General features: G+C 65.0%; 16 protein-coding genes and 1 tRNA gene. 13 read left to right on the top strand and 4 right to left on the bottom strand.

Annotation, left to right across the window (positions count from 1 at the left end):
• Positions 1-13: 13 nt before the first annotated feature.
• Together AC07PT_RS10760 and mutM are read right to left on the bottom strand one after the other, a co-directional pair.
• Entirely contained in the window at positions 14-1,963 is a 1,950-nt protein-coding gene (locus AC07PT_RS10760; RefSeq protein WP_494656654.1) for a dynamin family protein, read from the bottom strand.
• 71 nt (positions 1,964-2,034) lie between these two features.
• Complete coding sequence (gene mutM / locus AC07PT_RS10755) at positions 2,035-2,850, bottom strand: bifunctional DNA-formamidopyrimidine glycosylase/DNA-(apurinic or apyrimidinic site) lyase (RefSeq protein ID WP_492347205.1); 816 nt, start codon at positions 2,848-2,850, stop codon at positions 2,035-2,037.
• Positions 2,851-2,888: 38 nt separating this feature from the next.
• Here mutM and AC07PT_RS10750 point away from each other — a divergent pair, with 38 nt between their 5' ends.
• The 7 genes from AC07PT_RS10750 (at position 2,889) to pth (ending at position 8,690) form a co-directional block, all read left to right on the top strand.
• Positions 2,889-4,634, top strand: coding sequence for a tetratricopeptide repeat protein (locus AC07PT_RS10750; RefSeq protein WP_494656653.1), 1,746 nt, complete (start codon positions 2,889-2,891; stop codon positions 4,632-4,634).
• Positions 4,635-4,681: 47 nt separating this feature from the next.
• Complete coding sequence (locus AC07PT_RS10745) at positions 4,682-5,149, top strand: lipoprotein insertase outer membrane protein LolB (protein ID WP_492347207.1); 468 nt, start codon at positions 4,682-4,684, stop codon at positions 5,147-5,149.
• A 27-nt stretch (positions 5,150-5,176) separates the two neighbouring features.
• Positions 5,177-6,049 (top strand): 4-(cytidine 5'-diphospho)-2-C-methyl-D-erythritol kinase, encoded by an 873-nt coding sequence (ispE, locus tag AC07PT_RS10740; RefSeq protein WP_492347208.1) that lies wholly within the window; start codon positions 5,177-5,179, stop codon positions 6,047-6,049.
• Between the two features lie 20 nt (positions 6,050-6,069).
• A tRNA-Gln gene (locus AC07PT_RS10735) sits at positions 6,070-6,146 on the top strand.
• A 47-nt stretch (positions 6,147-6,193) separates the two neighbouring features.
• A complete protein-coding gene (locus AC07PT_RS10730) occupies positions 6,194-7,168 on the top strand; it encodes a ribose-phosphate pyrophosphokinase (protein WP_019576050.1) in 975 nt (324 codons plus the stop codon).
• A 107-nt stretch (positions 7,169-7,275) separates the two neighbouring features.
• Entirely contained in the window at positions 7,276-7,899 is a 624-nt protein-coding gene (locus AC07PT_RS10725; protein WP_492347209.1) for a 50S ribosomal protein L25/general stress protein Ctc, read from the top strand.
• A 134-nt stretch (positions 7,900-8,033) separates the two neighbouring features.
• Positions 8,034-8,690 carry an aminoacyl-tRNA hydrolase gene (gene pth, locus AC07PT_RS10720; protein WP_494656652.1) on the top strand — a complete coding sequence of 219 codons (657 nt, stop codon included), beginning with the start codon at positions 8,034-8,036 and terminating at the stop codon, positions 8,688-8,690.
• Here pth and AC07PT_RS10715 read toward each other — a convergent pair.
• Positions 8,681-8,938, bottom strand: a complete 258-nt coding sequence (locus AC07PT_RS10715; protein WP_492347211.1) for a YfhL family 4Fe-4S dicluster ferredoxin — start codon at positions 8,936-8,938, stop codon at positions 8,681-8,683. The genes pth and AC07PT_RS10715 overlap by 10 nt on opposite strands.
• A gap of 285 nt (positions 8,939-9,223) precedes the next feature.
• Here AC07PT_RS10715 and AC07PT_RS10710 point away from each other — a divergent pair, with 285 nt between their 5' ends.
• The 6 genes from AC07PT_RS10710 to AC07PT_RS10685 all read left to right on the top strand — a co-directional run bounded on the left by AC07PT_RS10710 (position 9,224) and on the right by AC07PT_RS10685 (position 16,041).
• Positions 9,224-10,174: an ABC transporter permease gene (locus AC07PT_RS10710; RefSeq protein ID WP_492347212.1), complete on the top strand. Its 951-nt coding sequence runs from the start codon at positions 9,224-9,226 to the stop codon at positions 10,172-10,174.
• Positions 10,171-11,064 (top strand): ABC transporter permease, encoded by an 894-nt coding sequence (locus tag AC07PT_RS10705; RefSeq protein WP_494656651.1) that lies wholly within the window; start codon positions 10,171-10,173, stop codon positions 11,062-11,064. The genes AC07PT_RS10710 and AC07PT_RS10705 overlap by 4 nt, the downstream gene beginning before the upstream one ends.
• Before the next feature lie 25 nt (positions 11,065-11,089).
• Positions 11,090-12,106: an ABC transporter ATP-binding protein gene (locus tag AC07PT_RS10700; protein ID WP_494656650.1), complete on the top strand. Its 1,017-nt coding sequence runs from the start codon at positions 11,090-11,092 to the stop codon at positions 12,104-12,106.
• Complete coding sequence (locus tag AC07PT_RS10695) at positions 12,103-12,972, top strand: ATP-binding cassette domain-containing protein (RefSeq protein WP_494656649.1); 870 nt, start codon at positions 12,103-12,105, stop codon at positions 12,970-12,972. The genes AC07PT_RS10700 and AC07PT_RS10695 overlap by 4 nt, the downstream gene beginning before the upstream one ends.
• 153 nt (positions 12,973-13,125) lie before the next feature.
• Positions 13,126-14,613, top strand: coding sequence for an ABC transporter substrate-binding protein (locus AC07PT_RS10690; RefSeq protein ID WP_492347216.1), 1,488 nt, complete (start codon positions 13,126-13,128; stop codon positions 14,611-14,613).
• Positions 14,614-14,616: 3 nt separating this feature from the next.
• A complete protein-coding gene (locus tag AC07PT_RS10685; protein WP_494656648.1) occupies positions 14,617-16,041 on the top strand; it encodes an amidase in 1,425 nt (474 codons plus the stop codon).
• A 13-nt stretch (positions 16,042-16,054) separates the two neighbouring features.
• On the opposite strand, the gene AC07PT_RS10680 is transcribed toward AC07PT_RS10685, so the two are convergent.
• The gene (locus AC07PT_RS10680) at positions 16,055-16,918 is read right to left on the bottom strand and encodes a LysR substrate-binding domain-containing protein (protein ID WP_492347218.1); all 864 of its coding nucleotides are present in this window, start codon (positions 16,916-16,918) and stop codon (positions 16,055-16,057) included.
• Positions 16,919-17,007 lie beyond the last annotated feature (89 nt).

Here is a 17,007-nt window from a genome sequence, read left to right as displayed (position 1 = left end):
ACCGGTGGTGGTTTCAGAGAGTTTCAGGGCGCTGGGGAACCTGGTCGACCGCTTCGAGCAGGTCCTGGGTCAGGCCCTGCAGCTGGCGCGACTGGCGCTCAAGCTGCTGTTCACTGGCCTCGATTTCGGCAATCCGGTCGGCCAGGCTGGTGGCCGCCTGCTGGATGCGATCGATCGCCTCCAGCCGACGGATGAAGCTGCGGCGGCGCTCGCGCACCTGGGCGTCCATTTGCGCCATGGCGGCCCGGCTCCAGAGCTCCAGGTCGTTGGCGGCCGATTCAAGCACCACGCGCAGGCGCGTGCCCAGGGCTCGCACCAGGCGCTCGCCAAACGCCGGCTGCGCCAGGCGCAGCACGTTGCCCAGGCTCAGGTACTGCAGGTGATTGCTCTCGATGCGCAGCAGCTCGGCTTCATAGCGGGTCATGTCGGGCGCGGTGGGCACCTGCAGCGAAAAGCCATATTCGGCATTGAACTGCTTGAACGAGCTCGACAACATGGTCTGCAACTCGCCGCTGGCACTGATGGCGCTTTTCAGCACCCGGCGCAATTCGGCAAAGGTGTCCAGGTAGGCCTTGCGCGCGCCCAGCTTGATGCCGGGCTGGCGCAGCGCCTGCGCCAACTGGCTGAGGATGATCTTGAGGTTGCTGGCCGACAGCGTCTGCAAAGCCTCGCGCTGCAGCTTCAGGTGCACCGATTTGACGGCCTGCACACGGGCATTGCTTTCGTCGAACTCACCCTGCTCCTGCTCGATCCGGATGCGCATGCCATGGATCACCGAGGCATTCTTGCCGCGCAGGCCATTGAGTTCGAGCATCTGCTCGGCCAGGTCGCGGCGGCGGATGTTGAACACGCGCCCCAGCTCGGTTCGCAAATCCCCCACGCCCTGCGCCACCGCCTGCTGAAGAATCGCGCGGCGGCTGCCCAGCAGGCCCTGACCCAGCGCGTCTTCCAGCGCCGGCAGGCGGCTGGCCGCCAGCAAGGCTGCATCGTTCGACACCTTGGCCACCAGCCCCTTCTGGGCCGACACGGCCAGCACCTGCTCGACCGGCACGCCCAGCATCTCAGCCGACTGGGCACGCTGGCGCTGGATCTGGGCCTCGATCTGCTCGGGGCTGCTCAAGGCATCCCACAGGGTGTCGATCTTGTTGAGCACCACCAGGCGCGACACCGACGACCCCTCGGGGGGCGCCAGGTGATCGCGCCACATGGTGAGGTCGGAGCGGGTCACGCCGGCATCGGCGGCCAGGATGAACACCACGGCGTGCGACTGCGGGATCAGGCTGACTGTCAACTCGGGCTCGGCCCCCACCGCGTTCAGCCCCGGGGTGTCCAGGATCACCAGGCCCTGCTCCAGCAAGGGGTGCGCCAGGTTGATCAGTGCATGGCGCCAGCGTGGCACCTCGATCAGGCCTGCCGCATCGGGCAAGGGGTTGTCTTCGGGGGTTTCGTCATGCCAGAAGCCCAGTGCACGCGCCTCGTCCTGGGTGACCCGGATCACATCCGAGACTTTCTCAAGGGTTTGCGCCAGCGCTTCGGGGTCTTGCAGGTCAAGGTCGATGCGAGTCCACTGCGCGGGCCGTTCGCGCCATTCGGCCAACGCCAGGGGTTCAAGCCGCGTCTGCACCGGCAGCAGCCGCAGGCAGGCCGGCAGATCCGGCTCGTAGCCCAGTTCGGTCGGGCACATGGTGGTGCGCCCCGCGGCAGCCGGCATGATGCGGCGCCCGTAGCCGGCAAAGAACAAGGCGTTGATCAGCTCAGATTTGCCGCGAGAAAACTCGGCCACAAAGGCCACGGTGACCTTGTCGGCGCGCACCTGGGCCTCCAGGCGCTGCAGTTGGCCCTGCACGGCGGCATCTGCCAGGCGGTGCGTGCGCGCCCATTCGCCCAGCTGCTTCAGGCGCAGCGCAAAATCACGCCGCCAAGCCCCATGCTGGTCGAATTGTTCATTGAAAGTTGTGCCCACGGCGGCCCCGAAACGATGTGCGATTGACTATAGCATCGGCCCCTGTTGCGCCAAGGCTCATGCCGGCACACTCAGGCATGCTGGCATTGCGGGCAATAGAAGGTGGAGCGTTGACCCTGCTTGAGCTGCCGCACCAGGGTGCCGCAGGCCCGGCAGGGCTGGCCGGCGCGCCCGTACACCATGGCCTCCAGCTGAAAGTACCCCGACTGCCCCTCGGCGTTGCTGAAGTCACGCAGGGTGCTGCCGCCTTTTTCGACCGCCCGCGCCAACACGTCGCGGATGGCACCATGCAGGCGCCGCGCCCGCGCCAGGCTGATGCGGTCAGCCCGGGTGGTGGGGCGGATGCCCGCCAGGAACAAGGCCTCGGAGGCGTAGATGTTGCCCACGCCCACGACCACATCGCCCGCCAGCAGCACCTGTTTGATCGCGGCGCGCCGCTGTCGCAAACCGGCATGGAAGTTTTCCACCTGAAAATCATCGCCCAGCGGCTCCAGGCCCAGGTGATCCAGCAGCTTGTGCGCCACGGGGTCCGACTCATCTCGGGCATGCACCACGGCACCAAAACGGCGCGGATCATGCAGGCGCAACAGACCTTGGCTGGTGAGCAGGTCAAAGTGGTCGTGCACACCCGCCGGGGCTGCGACCGCGCCAAAAGTCACGCTGCCCGACATGCCCAGGTGCAGCAGCAGCAGGCCCTGATCCAGGTCCAGCAACAGGTATTTGCCGCGCCGCCTGACGCCTCTCACCTGCCGACCCACGAGCGTGGAAGGCTCGCAGCCCAAGGGCCAGCGCAGCGGCTTGCCCAGGCTGACAGACAGCACCTGGGCGCCTGCGATGCGATCGGCAAAACTGCGCCGGGTGACTTCAACTTCGGGTAATTCAGGCATCGCACATTTCGTTTGCAAGCATGGATTATTATGAGTCGATGAAGCCTTTTCGCCGCTTGGTTCCTGTTGCCGCCGCCGTCCTGCTGGCCCTTCTTCAGCCAGTTCAGGCCCAGACGCCTCCCGCGCCCGAGCGCGAAGCCCCAGAGCCCCCTTCGCTCATGGATGCCCAACTGTTCTATGAGATCTTGCTGGGCGAAATGAATGCCAAGGGGGTTGACCCTGCGACCGGCTTTGCTCTGATCCTCGACAGCGCCCGCCGCACCAACGACAGCCGTCTGTATCAGCGCGCCATGGAGATCGCACTGCAGGCACGCTCCGGCGACTCGGCATTGCAGGCGGCGCAAAACTGGCGCCTGGCCCAACCCGATTCCCGCGAAGCCAATCGCTACGTGCTGCAGATCCTGCTGGCGTTGAACCGGGTCAGCGACTCGATCCCGGCCCTGCAACGCGAACTGGCACTGGCTTCTGCCGCGCAAAAGCCCCAATTGCTGGCGGCCATCCCCGCGCTGTATGGGCGGGTTGGCGACCGCGCCCTGGCCGCCAAAGTGGTTGAAGAAGCGCTCGACAAAGAACTGCACGACCCCGAGATGGCCGGCGACGCCTGGGCTGCCGTGGGCCAATTGCGCCTGGCAGCCGGCCAGACGCCGCAGGCCCTGGAGGCCGCCCAGGCCGGCTTGAAGCTGCAACCGGCCTCAGAGGCGCCGGTGCGCCTGGCGCTGCAGATCATGGGCCCCAAGAGTCCCACCGCAGAACCCCTGGTCAGAGGCTATCTGGACCGCTATCCCAAGAAGGGCGAGATGCGGATTGCCTACGCCCGCACCTTGCTGGACGCCCAGCGCTACAACGACGCCCAGCAACAGCTCACCACCGTCACCGTCAACCAACCCGAACTGGCCGAGGCCTGGCTCATCCTCGGTGCCCTGCAGACGGAAGAGAACCAACAAGCACAGGCCCAGAAGTCGCTGGAGCACTATCTCGGCCTGGCCAGCGCACAAGCCGAATCCGAAGCACGTCAGCGCGGGCTCTCGCAGGCCTATCTGTCGCTGTCCCAACTGGCAGAGAAACGGCAGGACTACGCGGCAGCCAACGCCTGGTTGAGCAAGATCGACAGCCCCTCGCTGCAGGCCACGGCGCGCACCCGGCGCGCCGCCATTCTCGGGGCCCAGGGCAAGGTCGACGAGGCCCGCGCACTGTTGCAGACCTTGCCTACCAACACACCCAGCGAAGCACGCACCCGGCTGATGGCCGAGGTGCAATTGCTGCGCAGCCAGAAGGCCTATGACGCCGCCCTGCAGTTGCTGGACTCGGCCCTGCAATCGAGCCCGGACGACACCGACCTGATGTACGACCTGGCCATGATGGCCGAGAAGCTCGGGCGCTTCGAGCAGATGGAAAAACTGCTGCGCGACATCATGGCGCAGCAACCCGAGAACCAGAACGCCTACAACGCGCTCGGCTACTCGCTGGCAGACCGCGGCGTGCGCCTCGACGAGGCCCACCAGCTGGTGAGCAAAGCACTGGAGCTGGCCCCCAACGATCCCTTCATCAGCGATAGCCTGGGTTGGGTGGAGTTCAAACGGGGCCGCTTGCCGGAAGCCATCCAGATCCTGGACAAGGCGTTCCAGAGCAAGCCCGATCCCGAGATCGCGGCTCACTTGGGCGAAGTGCTGTGGGTTGCCGGCCAGCGCAGCCGGGCCACCGCCGTCTGGAAGCAAGGCATGGCACTGAGCCGGGACAACGAAACACTTCAGGACACGATGCGCCGGTTCAACGTCAAGCCATGACCCCAACACCGCGCCACCTGCGCAGACAGTTGCTCATAGCCGGCGCCATGTCTGCGCTTGGGTTGCTGGGCTGCGCCAGCGGCAGGCGAGCTTTGCCCGACGATGGCTCACCGCGCCCCGCTCATTTTTGGAGCGGGCGCCTGGCCTTGAAGGTGGAAGGCGACGCCCCTCAATCCTGGTCGGCCAGCTTCGAGTTGCTGGGCACGCCCGAGCAAGGCTCGCTCGATCTGTTCAGCCCGCTGGGCAGCACGGTGGCTCACCTTGAATGGTCAGCCGATCAAGCCCTCTGGCAGGCGCGGGGCGAAACCCGCCGATACGCCACACTGGAGCAGCTGGCCACCGACGCCACCGGCACACCCGTGCCGATCGCGGCATTGTTTCATTGGCTGCAAGGCCAGCAGCCCACCCTGCCCGGCTGGCAGGCCGACCTCAGCCAGCTTGACAACGGGCGGCTGACAGCCCGGCGCGAGCAACCTCAACCTGCCCTCGAATTGCGCATCGTGCTGGAGCGCTGAACCGCAGGCGAGCCGGATAATGAGCCCATGAAGGCGATTTACGACGTTCCGGCCCCCGCCAAACTCAACCTGTTCCTGCACATCACCGGGCGCCGCCCGGATGGCTACCACTTGCTGCAGTCGGTGTTCATGCTGATCGATTGGTGCGACACCCTGCATTTCGAGCGACGCCCCGATGGCCGCATCGAACGCACCGACCTGACCGCCCCCTTGCCCGCCGATGACCTGGCAGTGCGTGCCGCCCGCTTGTTGCAGCAAGCCGGCCAGGTGCAAGAGGGGGTGCACATCAGCATCGACAAGCAGATCCCGGCGCAGGCCGGCATGGGGGGGGGCTCATCGGATGCCGCCACCACCTTGCTGGCCCTCAACCGACTCTGGAAGCTCAACTTCAGCACCGAACGCCTGTGCGAACTGGCGATCCGGCTGGGTGCCGATGTGCCGTTCTTCATCCGGGGCCGCAACGCCTGGGTCGAAGGAATTGGTGAGATAATCCGGCCGTTGGAAAATTCTGCGCAGTGCCCGCCGGCGCGTTTCATCGTGGTGAAACCCGAAGCCGGACTGGAAACCGCAAAAATTTTTTCATCGCCTTTGCTGGAGTGGTCAAAAAACGCTGCTACAATCGAAGGCTTCGCTGCTGATCACTACCGATACGGTAAAAATGACCTGCAGTCAGTTGCTCAGCAACTTTGTCCTGAAGTTTCAAATGCCATCAATTGGCTGAAACAACAAGATTTAGATGCTAGAATGACGGGCTCAGGAAGTGCTGTGTTTTCACACATCACTGATTCGGTAGATCTGAAAGATGCGCCAGGCATCTGGAAGATCCGAGAGTGCAGCAACATGGAAGTCCATCCATTATTGGGTTGGGCTTCCAGCGAAAAGTTGTCGGTGGGTGTCTAGCTTTAGACATCAACCTGTGTAGGGGAGTCGCCAAGTTGGTTAAGGCACCGGATTTTGATTCCGGCATTCGAGGGTTCGAGCCCTTCCTCCCCTGCCAAATTCTTTGCACGCACAGGCCAATTTCCTTCAGACCGCTGGACGCTCATGCAAGCCACCCCTCCTGATTTCATGGTTTTCACGGGCAACGCCAATCCTGGTCTGGCCGCTGAAATTGCAAAAAACCTCGGCACCACGCTCGGCGCGGCCCATGTGGGTCGTTTTTCCGATGGTGAAGTCACTGTCGAGATCAATCAAAACGTTCGTGCTCGCGATGTGTTCGTGGTTCAGTCCACCTGCGCTCCGACCAACGAAAACCTGATGGAACTGCTCATCATGGTCGATGCCCTCAAGCGTGCATCGGCCGAGCGCATCAGTGCCGTGATCCCCTATTTCGGCTACGCCCGCCAGGACCGCCGTCCTCGCTCCACCCGCGTGCCCATTTCCGCGAAAATCGTCGCCAACCTGTTGCAGACCGTGGGCGTGGCCCGCGTGCTGACCATGGATCTGCACGCTGACCAGATCCAGGGCTTCTTCGACATCCCGGTGGACAACATCTACGCCTCGCCCGTTCTGCTGGGCGACCTGCGTCAAAAGAACTACGAAGACCTGATCGTCGTGTCGCCCGATGTGGGCGGCGTGGTGCGCGCACGCGCCCTGGCCAAACAACTGGGCTGCGATCTGGCCATCATCGACAAGCGTCGGCCCAAGGCCAACGTGAGCGAAGTGATGCACGTGATCGGCGAAATCGAAGGCCGCAACTGCGTGATCATGGACGACATGATCGACACCGCCGGCACGCTGGTGAAGGCGGCCGAGGTTTTGAAAGAACGCGGCGCCAAGAAGGTGTATGCCTATTGCACTCACCCGATCTTCTCGGGCCCGGCCATCGAACGCATCTCCAAGGGCTCGGCCCTGGATGAAGTCGTGGTCACCAACACCATTCCCTTGAGCGATGCCGCCAAGGAATGCAGCAAGATCCGCCAACTCTCCGTGGCTCCGCTGATCGCCGAAACGATCCAGCGCATTGCCCGCGGCGAGTCGGTGATGAGCCTGTTCTCCGATCAAGACGGTCAAAACTGACCCGCATTGCCTCGGTAGAACACACAGAGGGCTGACGGCCATGTGCCGCCAGCCCATTTTCAAATCAGGGTCGCACTGGTCGCGGTCGACCCCATCAGGAGTTCACTATGAAATTCGTCGCTTTTGAGCGCGCCAAGCAGGGTACGGGTGCGAGCCGCCGTCTGCGCATCACGGGCCGCACGCCCGGTATCGTCTACGGTGGTGAGGGCAAAGAACCCCAGCTGATCGAGCTGGACCACAACGCTCTGTGGCACGCCCTGAAGAAGGAAGCCTTCCACGCCTCCATCCTGGACATGGAACTGAACGGCCAAGAAGGCAAGGTTCTGCTGCGCGACGTGCAATACCACCCGTTCAAGCAACTGGTTCTGCACATTGACTTCCAACGCGTCGATGCCAAGACCCGCCTGTCGATGAAGGTGCCTCTCCACTACAGCGGTGAAGAAGAATCGCCTGCTGTGAAGGGCGACAAGTGCCTGATCAACCACGTTGTGACCGAACTCGAAGTCGCCTGCCTGCCGGCCGACCTGCCTGAGTTCATCGCCGTGGACCTGAAGAACCTGACCAAGGGCGTGTCCCTGCACCTGGCCGACATCCAATTGCCCAAGGGCGTGACGGCTGTCACCCATGGCAAGAAGAACCCGGTTCTGGTGTCGGTGGTGGCTCCGGTGGAAGAAGTCATCGCTCCGGTGGCTGCTGCGCCTGCGGCTCCCGCCAAGAAGGGCAAGAAGTAATCTCAGGCCTGGCCTGTTTTTACCCACCCCTCGGATGGCAGGCCTTCAAGCCTGCCCTCTGCGCCAGACGGCCCACCTCGGTGGGCCGTTTTGCATGGAGCACCCCCATCAGACCCCGCAGATAATCTCTCCCCATGATCAAGCTGTTTGTAGGCCTGGGCAACCCCGGCACCGAATACGAAGCCACCCGACACAACGCCGGTTTTTGGTGGATTGACGAGCTGGCACGCACCCTGAAAGTCAGCCTGACGCCCGACAAGGCCTACCACGCCAAGGTGGCGCGGGCCAATGTCAGTGGGCAGACGATCTGGTTGCTGGAACCGCAGACCTTCATGAACCTGTCGGGCAAATCGGTGTCAGCGCTGGCGCGCTTCTACAAAATACAGCCCGAAGAGATCCTGGTGGTGCACGACGAACTCGACGTGGTGCCTGGCGAAGCCAGGCTCAAACTCGGTGGCAGCCACGCCGGGCACAACGGGCTGCGCGACATCCACGCCCAACTCGGCACCGACCGCTACTGGCGACTGCGACTGGGCATCGGCCACCCTGGCGTGAAATCGGAAGTGGTGAACTGGGTGCTCAAGAAACCGGCGCCCGAGCAACGCGAAGCCATCGAGATCTGCATCGAGCGCACCCTGAAGGCGGCGCCGGCCTTGATGGAAGGGCAGATGGAGAAGGCCACGCTGCTGATCCACACCAGCAAACCGCCGCGGCCCAAGCCCCCGAAGCCGGCCCCAAAGCCTGAGGCTGAACCAACCCCAGACGCAACGCCCCAAGCGCCTCAGGCCTGAGCCGCGCCCTGCAGACGCAAGTACTTCTGCATCAGCGTCTCGGAGTTCTCGACCCGCTGGGGATTCACCGGAATGCAGGCCACAGGGCATACCTGCACACACTGGGGCTCGTCAAAGTGCCCCACGCACTCGGTGCATTTGTCGGGGTTGATCTCATAGATCTCGGGCCCCAGAAAAATCGCCTGGTTGGGGCACTCGGGCTCGCAGACATCGCAATTGATGCATTCATCGGTGATCATCAGTGCCATGCGCACTCCTTGGCACGTCGCGCAGACGGCCGCTTCAACGGTAGACAGGGCTTGCAAAGCATAGGCTCCATTATCCCGCGATCGCCCTGCCCACTCTGCGGCCACAGGCATTCAGCGCAAATGCAGGGCGGCTGCCTCTTGGTTAAGTGAACACTCCATTCATTTGTCGCTTTTCTGCGGCACTCCGCAAGCGCGACAACCAGACGCGGCAGTTTCCGATATGCTGATCTGCTTTCACGGAAACAACCCCAACGCCACGGCCCTGCCCTGGCAGCCCAGCGGCCCATGAGTCTGTTCCTGTTCAAACGCTTTCTGACCTTTCTGGCCACCCTGGTCGGAGCGTCTGTCGTGATCTTCACCGTGCTGGAGATCCTGCCGGGCAATGCAGCCCAGATGCTGATGGGGCCTGACGCCGCACCAGAGGCTGTGGCGGCCCTGGCCACCCAGTTGGGGCTCGACCAACCCGCACTGACACGCTACGGCCACTGGGTGGTCGGCATGCTGCAGGGCGATCTGGGCAACAGTTACACCTACAGCACCCCCGTGCTTGAGCTGGTGCTGGAGCGCTTGGCCCTGACCGTTCCCCTGGCCCTGCTGGCCATGCTGATCACCACCTTGATCGCCTTGCTGGCCGGGCTGTATGCCGCCTCGCACCACAACAAGGCCGGCGACGTTGGGGTGATGAGCCTGGCCCAGATCGGCATCGCCATCCCCAATTTCTGGTTTGCCATCCTGTTGATCCTGCTGTTCTCGGTACACCTCAAATGGTTCTCTGCCGGCGGCTTTCCGGGCTGGGAGGATGATCCATTGGAGGCACTCAAAGCGCTGCTGCTGCCCGCCATCTCGCTGGCCGTGGTGCAGGCGGCCATCCTGGCGCGCATCACCCGCTCGGCCGTCCTGGAAGTGATGCGCGAAGATTTTGTGCGCACCGCCCGGGCCAAGGGCCTGAGCCGGCGTGCCACCTTGTGGCGCCACGTGCTGCGCAATGCCCTGATCCCGGTGATCACCGTGATGGGCCTGCAGTTCGCCAACCTGCTGGCGGGCACCATCGTGGTCGAGAACGTGTTCTTTCTGCCCGGCCTGGGGCGGCTGATCTTCCAGTCGATTGCCAACCGTGACCTGATCGTGGTGCGCAACTGCGTGATGCTGCTGGCCAGCATGGTGGTGGTGGTGAACTTTGTGGTCGACCTGCTGTATGCCGTGATCGACCCCCGTGTGAAAGCCAGCGACATATGAACCCGCAGCCCCATACGGCCCCACCGGGCGCCCTCCCCAACACCGCGGCCAACCCGCCCGGCTTCGCAAAGCGGGCCGCCCGGCACCCCAGCTTTGTGCTGGGGGGTGTGCTGACCGTGCTGCTGATCCTGGCGGCTGCCCTGTCCTACGCCTGGACGCCCTGGTCGCCCTACGAGGTCGACCTCAGCCTCAAGTTGCAGGGCCCATCGTGGCAGCATTGGCTGGGCACCGACACCTTCGGGCGCGACGTGGCTTCACTGCTGCTGGTGGGTGCACGCAGCTCGATCGCGGTGGGCCTGATCGCGGTCGGCATCGGCATCGGCCTGGGTACGGCCCTGGGCCTGCTGGCCTCGGCCCGCCGAGGCTGGACCGAGGAACTGGTGATGCGCCTGGCCGACTTCACCTTCGCGTTTCCGGCCATCCTGTCCGCCATCATGCTGACGGCGGTCTTCGGGGCCGGCATGGTCAATTCGATCATCGCCATCGGCATCTTCAACATCCCCACCTTTGCCCGCGTCACCCGGGCCTCGGCCAATGCGGTCTGGTCGCGCGAGTTCGTGCTGGCCGCCCGGGCCTGCGGCCGCAGCACCTGGCAGATCACCCGTGACCATGTGCTGCCCAACATCGTTTCGGTGCTGGTGGTGCAGGCCACCATCCAGTTCGCACTGGCCATCCTGGCCGAGGCCGCGCTGTCCTACCTGGGCCTGGGCACCCAGCCGCCCCAACCCTCCTGGGGCCGCATGCTCAGCGAAGCGCAGAGCATGCTGTTCCAGGCGCCACTGCTGGCGGTGTTCCCGGGCCTGGCCATCGCGCTGGCCGTGCTGGGTCTGAACCTGCTCGGTGACGGCCTGCGTGACCTGCTCGACCCTCGCCTCGCGCGCAAACGCTGATCCAACCGCCCACCCGCAAGCAACGATGGCCCTGCTCGAAGTCCAAGACCTCCACATCCGTCTGCAAACACCGCGCGGCCCGGCCGACGCCGTGCGCGGGCTCAGTTTCTCGCTCGACAAAGGCGACGCCCTGGGCCTGATCGGCGAATCAGGCTGTGGCAAGTCGCTCACCGTGATGGCCTTGATGGGCCTGCTGCCCGAAGGTGCCCAGGTGCGCGGCAGCATCCGCTTTGAGGGCCAGGAGCTGGTGGGCCTGGACGAAAGCCGCTTGTGTCGCCTGCGCGGTGACCGCCTGGCCATGATCTTCCAGGAGCCCATGACGGCCCTCAACCCGGTACACACCATCGGCCACCAGGTGGCCGAACCCCTGCGCCTGCATCGGGGCCTGAGCGCCGCAGCGGCACGCACCGAAGCCATCACGCTGCTCGACCGGGTGGGCATCCCGAACGCAGCCCAGCGCGTGGACGCCTACCCCCATCAGTTCTCAGGGGGCCAGCGCCAGCGCATCACCATTGCCATGGCCCTGGCCTGCAACCCCGATCTGCTGATTGCCGACGAGCCCACCACCGCCCTCGATGTGACGGTGCAGCGCCAGATCCTGGACCTGATCAATGAGCTGGTGGACGAGCGCGGCATGGCCTTGATGCTGATCTCACACGACCTGGGCGTGATTGCCAACAACGTTGACCGCATGCTGGTGATGTATGGCGGCAGCGTGGTCGAAAGCGGCCCGACCGAGGCGGTGTTCGCCCGCATGGCCCACCCTTATACGCGCGGCCTGTTTGCCGCCCGGCCCCGCCTGGGCCCACGCCCGCCCGGGCCGCGCCCTGCCCTGGCCACCATCGCAGGCACCGTGCCCGAGCTGGTCGACCTGCCTGCGGGCTGCGCCTTTGCCGGCCGCTGCGCCCTGAGCACAGCGCAATGCGAACAGCAACGCCCTGTCGCACGCCAGGTGGGCGGCCCCGAAGCATCGGAGGGCCTGAGCCCCCACCTGGTGAGCTGCTGGCACAGCCCCGAACTGCCCACCGAGGCCAAGGCATGAACGCGCGCGCCCCCATCCCGCCAACCCAGGCCCCTTTGCTGCGCGTGCAGCAGCTGGTGCGCGAATACACCCTGCCCCGCGAAAGCCTGTGGCGCCCGCCGGCCAGCGTGAAAGCGCTGCAAGGCGTCAGCTTCGAGATCCAGGCCGGCCGCAGCCTGGGCATCGTGGGCGAATCCGGCTCAGGCAAGTCCACCCTGGCCCGCCTGGTGATGGCCCTCGACCAGCCCACTGCAGGCACGGTCGAGCTCGAAGGCCGGAACCTGCACACGCTGACACCCTCGGCGCTGCGCCTGGCCCGCCAGCATTTCCAGATGGTGTTCCAAGATCCTTATGGCTCGCTCGACCCACGTCAAACCGTCGAGCGCATCGTCACGGAACCGCTGTTCGGGCTGCAGGTGGACACCCGCATCGCCCGAGAACAGGCTCGCCAGCAAGCCGGCGAGGTGCTGCGTGAGGTGGGCCTGCGCCCCACCGATCTCGACAAATACCCGCACGAGTTCTCGGGTGGACAGCGCCAGCGCATCGCCATCGCCCGGGCCCTGATCACCCGCCCGCGCCTGATCGTGGCTGACGAACCGGTCAGCGCGCTCGATGTGTCGGTACAGGCCCAGGTCCTGAACCTGATGCAAGAGCTGCAGACCCACCACGGCATCACCTACATGCTGATCAGCCACGACCTGGCGGTGGTCAACCACCTGTGCGACGACGTGGCCGTGCTGTTCAAGGGGCAGATCGTCGAGCAGGGAGCCCCCGATGTGCTCTTCAGTGCCGCCACCCACCCCTATACACAGACCCTGATGCAGGCCGTTCCCCAGGCCCGCCCTGGCCAGCGCCAGCGCAAGGCACGCCGGACCGACTCAGCATGACGCGCGAGATGATGACACCGCATATCGCCGGCCGGCGGCAGGCTTCTACAATGAAATTTCGACCCACCCGCCTGCCGGAGACCGCCCCCCGGGGCACACGGCGGCGCGGGCGCGACCTCTGTCCATCCCTGGCTTTTTCTGGAGCATGACCCCATGATCAACCGCCGTACTGTCCTGAGCTCTGGCGCCCTCGCCGCCCTGAGCGCGACCACCTCCCTGGAAGCCCTGGCTCAAAGCCGCAAAGACTCGGTGGTCCTGGGCATGACCCTGGAGCCGCCAGGCCTGGACCCTACCGCTGGCGCCGCCTCGGCCATTGCTGAAGTGGTGCAGTACAACCTCTTCGAGACCCTCACCAAGATCAACGCCGACGGCAGCGTCACCCCCCTGCTGGCCGAAAGCTGGGAGGTGTCGCCCGACCTCAAGACCTACACCTTCAAGCTGCGCAAGGGCGTGAAGTTCCAGAACGGCGAACCCTTCAACGCAGCGGCCGTCAAGTTCTCGTTCGACCGCGCTGGCGGTGAAAAAAGCACCAACAAGGACAAGCGCACCTTTGCCGAAATGAGCACCCAGGTGGTCGACGACAGCACGGTGGTGGTGCTGCGCAAAGAGATCGATCCCGACTTTCTGTTCGTGCTGGGCCAGGCCACGGCCATCATCGTCGAGCCCAAAAGTGCCGACACCAACGCCACCAAGCCGGTGGGCACCGGCCCCTACAAGCTCGATGCCTGGAACAAGGGCGCCTCGGTGGTGCTGGGCAAGTGGGACGGCTACCGCAACGCGGCCGCCATCAAGATCAAGAAAGCCACCTTCCGCTTCATCGGCGACCCGGCCGCCCAAGTGGCCGCCCTGCTGGCTGGCGATGTCGATGCCTTCCAGCGCGTGACCCAGCGGGCTGTGCCCCAGTTCAAGGCCAACCCGCAGTTTCAGGTCATCGTGGCGGGTTCACGGGCCAAGACGATCCTGGCCATCAACAACAAGAAGAAGCCGCTCGATGACGTGCGGGTGCGCCGCGCGATTGCCGCCGCCATCGACCGCAAGGCCGTGATCGAAGGCGCCGTGGACGGCTACGGCGTGCCCATCGGCAGCCACTACGTGCCCGGCGCCCTGGGCTATGTCGACACCACCGGCATCAACCCCTTCAACCCCGAAAAGGCCAAGGCCCTGCTCAAGGAAGCCGGCGTCACCACACCGCTCGAACTGAGCCTGCTCCTGCCCCCCACCCCTTATGCCCGTCAGGGCGGCGAGGTGATCACCTCGCAACTGGCCAAGATCGGCATCGTGGCCAAGACGCAGAACGTGGAATGGGCGCAGTGGCTCAGCGGCGTGTACACCAACAAGAACTACGACCTGACCATCATCTCGCACGTCGAGCCCTTCGACCTGGGCAACTTCGCCAAGCCAGGCTACTACTGGAACTACGAATCGCCCAAGTTCAACGAGTTGTTCAAGAAAATCAACAACACCCCGCGTGAGGCCGACCGGGCCAAGTTGCTGGGCGAGGCGCAAAAGCTGCTGGCCGAAGACTCGGTGCACGCCTTCCTGTTCCAGCCGCAATGGATCACGATCGGCCACAAGAACCTCAAGGGTCTGTGGAAAGACATGCCGGTCTTCGTCAACGACCTCTCTGCTCTCTCCTGGTAAACCATGTCCACCGCCGCCCTTTCGAGCCAGCCCCTGCACAACCTTGAAGCCCACACGCTGATCGAGGCTTACCGGCAACGCGCCCTGTCACCGGTGGAGGTGACCGAGGCCGTGATCCGCCAGATCGAGCGTTGGGAGCCCGCTCTGTGCGCCACCTGGCTGTACCGGCCCGAAGCCGCCCTGGCCCAGGCCCGCGCAGCTGAGGCGCGCTGGCTCAAGGGCCAGCCTCTGGGCCTGCTCGACGGGGTGCCGGCCACCCTCAAGGACAACATTGCCACCGAAGGCGACCCCACCCCCCTGGGCAGCGCCGCCGTCAGCCTGACCCCGGCCACGGCCGACGCCCCGCCTGCCGCCCGCATGAAGGAAGCCGGCGCGGTGATCGTCAGCAAGACCACCATGCCCGACTACGGCATGTTGTCCTCCGGGCTGTCCACCTTCCATGCGCTGGCGCGCAACCCCTGGGACCTGAGCAAGGGCCCCGGTGGCTCCAGTGCCGGCGCAGGGGCCGCTGCCGCGGCCGGCTACGGTCCGCTGCACATCGGCACCGACATCGGTGGCTCGATCCGACTGCCCGCGGGCTGGTGCGGCATCTTCGGCCTCAAGCCCAGTCTGGGCCGCATTCCCATCGACCCGCCCTACACCGGCCGCGCCGCCGGCCCCATGACCCGCAGCGTGGCCGACGCGGCGCTGATGATGCAGGTGCTGTCGCGGCCTGATGCCCGTGACAGCATGAGCCTACCCTGGCAGGACCTCGCCTGGTCGCAGTTCGATGCCGGCGTCGACGCCTTGCGTGGCCTGCGCATCGGCCTGCTGCTGGATGCCGGCTGCGGCCTGCCGGTCGAGCCCGAGGTGCGCGCCGCCGTTGAACGCGCCGCGGCCCTGCTGACCCAGGCCGGTGCCCACGTCGAGCCCATGGCCCCCTTCATGACCCAGGCCATGCTCGAAGGCATGGACCACTACTGGCGCATGCGCTCGCACATCGACCTGTCGGCCCTGTCCCCCGCCCAGGCCGACAAGGTGCTGCCCTACATCCGCCAATGGGCCGACAGCGCCGCCGGCATGAGCGGGGTCGAGGTCTTCAACGCCAGTCACCAGTTCCACCAGACCCGGCTGGCCAGTGTGAAAGCCTGCAACGCCTTCGACTACGTGATCTCGCCCACGTCCCCCATGCCGGCGTTTGCAGCCGAGCTCCCCTCGCCCACCAACGACCCGCTGCATGGTCTGGAGCACATTGGCTTCACCGTGCCCTTCAACATGTCGGAGCAGCCTGCTGCGTCGATCAACTGCGGCTACACCCGCGCCGGCCTGCCCATCGGCCTGCAGATCGCCGGTGCCCGTTTCAATGACCTGGGCGTGCTGCAGGTGGCCCGAGCCTTCGAGCTGATCCGCGATCCGCAACGCCCCTGGCCAGAACCGCCGCAAGCATGACGCCCGGTTGAGTTCAGGCAAGATCGGCGACAAGCAATGAGCGCGCCTGGGTCACGAAGGCGCTTTCCCCGGCGCGGGCCGGCAACACCCGGAATTCGGCCTGAGGTAAGACGGGCAGGCCATGGGGTTCGGGCACTGGCGCGATGCCAACACCTTGGGCTGACTCATTCAGGCACGCGATGCCCAGGCCTGCAGCCAGCGCCGACTGCAGACCTGCCACGCCCGAGGCCTGATGAACCAGCACAAAAGGCACACGCCGTCGCTGCAATATGCCCACCGTGAATTGATGCAGTGAGCAGGTGTCTGGCAGTGCCAACAAACGCCACGGCTCGCCTGTCGGAGGCCGCCACCCCGACGCCGCCAGCCATCGCAAAGGCTCACGCTTGAGCAATTGGCCCGGCCGTCCACCCGATGCACCCGCGACGCGCAAGGTCAGCCCCACATCCAATTCACCGGCGGCATAAGCCGCCTCGATCAATCCGCTCTTGAGCACAGACACCTGCAGGCTCACCCGGGGGTAGCGGGCCTGCATGCGCGCCAACAGAAGGGTCAACTCAGACGGGCGGAAATAGTCCGTCACCCCCACCCGCAACTGTCCAGCCAGAGGCACCCCCTTCAAATCTCTGTAGGCCTCATCGTTGAGCGCCAGCAGTTGCCGAGCCCAGCCCATCAGGCGTTGCCCTTGGGGCGTCAGCACTACCCCGGACTTAGAGCGCAGCAACAGGGAGTGCCCCGCCAACTCTTCCAGCTTGCGCAACTGCTCGCTCACCGCAGACTGGGACAGAAAGACCCGCGGGGCGCCGGCAGTCACGCTGCCAGCCTCCACCACGGCTACCAAAGTGCGCAGTTGGTCCAGGGGAAATACAGGTGTGGCCATCGCTTCTATCCAACGGTTTATCAAATGGATTCAAACATTATTTCCTGCTTTTCCGAATTTTCTCAAAAAACCAGAATAGACCCCTGTCC

The organism is Curvibacter sp. GW821-FHT09D12 (genome assembly GCF_059416245.1).
Note: the sequence above shows the minus strand (reverse complement) of the source record. Positions and strands in the feature narration are given on the sequence as shown.

Bases quoted from the DNA above. Each gene is read 5' to 3' on its own strand.
- mutM (WP_492347205.1), bottom strand. From the start codon at position 2,850: ATGCCTGAATTACCCGAAGTTGAAGTCACCCGGCGCAGTTTTGCCGAT.
- AC07PT_RS10750 (WP_494656653.1), top strand. From the start codon at position 2,889: ATGAAGCCTTTTCGCCGCTTGGTTCCTGTTGCCGCCGCCGTCCTGCTG.
- AC07PT_RS10745 (WP_492347207.1), top strand. From the start codon at position 4,682: ATGTCTGCGCTTGGGTTGCTGGGCTGCGCCAGCGGCAGGCGAGCTTTG.
- ispE (WP_492347208.1), top strand. From the start codon at position 5,177: ATGAAGGCGATTTACGACGTTCCGGCCCCCGCCAAACTCAACCTGTTC.
- AC07PT_RS10730 (WP_019576050.1), top strand. From the start codon at position 6,194: ATGCAAGCCACCCCTCCTGATTTCATGGTTTTCACGGGCAACGCCAAT.
- AC07PT_RS10725 (WP_492347209.1), top strand. From the start codon at position 7,276: ATGAAATTCGTCGCTTTTGAGCGCGCCAAGCAGGGTACGGGTGCGAGC.
- pth (WP_494656652.1), top strand. From the start codon at position 8,034: ATGATCAAGCTGTTTGTAGGCCTGGGCAACCCCGGCACCGAATACGAA.
- AC07PT_RS10715 (WP_492347211.1), bottom strand. From the start codon at position 8,938: ATGGCACTGATGATCACCGATGAATGCATCAATTGCGATGTCTGCGAG.
- AC07PT_RS10710 (WP_492347212.1), top strand. From the start codon at position 9,224: ATGAGTCTGTTCCTGTTCAAACGCTTTCTGACCTTTCTGGCCACCCTG.
- AC07PT_RS10705 (WP_494656651.1), top strand. From the start codon at position 10,171: ATGAACCCGCAGCCCCATACGGCCCCACCGGGCGCCCTCCCCAACACC.
- AC07PT_RS10700 (WP_494656650.1), top strand. From the start codon at position 11,090: ATGGCCCTGCTCGAAGTCCAAGACCTCCACATCCGTCTGCAAACACCG.
- AC07PT_RS10695 (WP_494656649.1), top strand. From the start codon at position 12,103: ATGAACGCGCGCGCCCCCATCCCGCCAACCCAGGCCCCTTTGCTGCGC.
- AC07PT_RS10690 (WP_492347216.1), top strand. From the start codon at position 13,126: ATGATCAACCGCCGTACTGTCCTGAGCTCTGGCGCCCTCGCCGCCCTG.
- AC07PT_RS10685 (WP_494656648.1), top strand. From the start codon at position 14,617: ATGTCCACCGCCGCCCTTTCGAGCCAGCCCCTGCACAACCTTGAAGCC.
- AC07PT_RS10680 (WP_492347218.1), bottom strand. From the start codon at position 16,918: ATGGCCACACCTGTATTTCCCCTGGACCAACTGCGCACTTTGGTAGCC.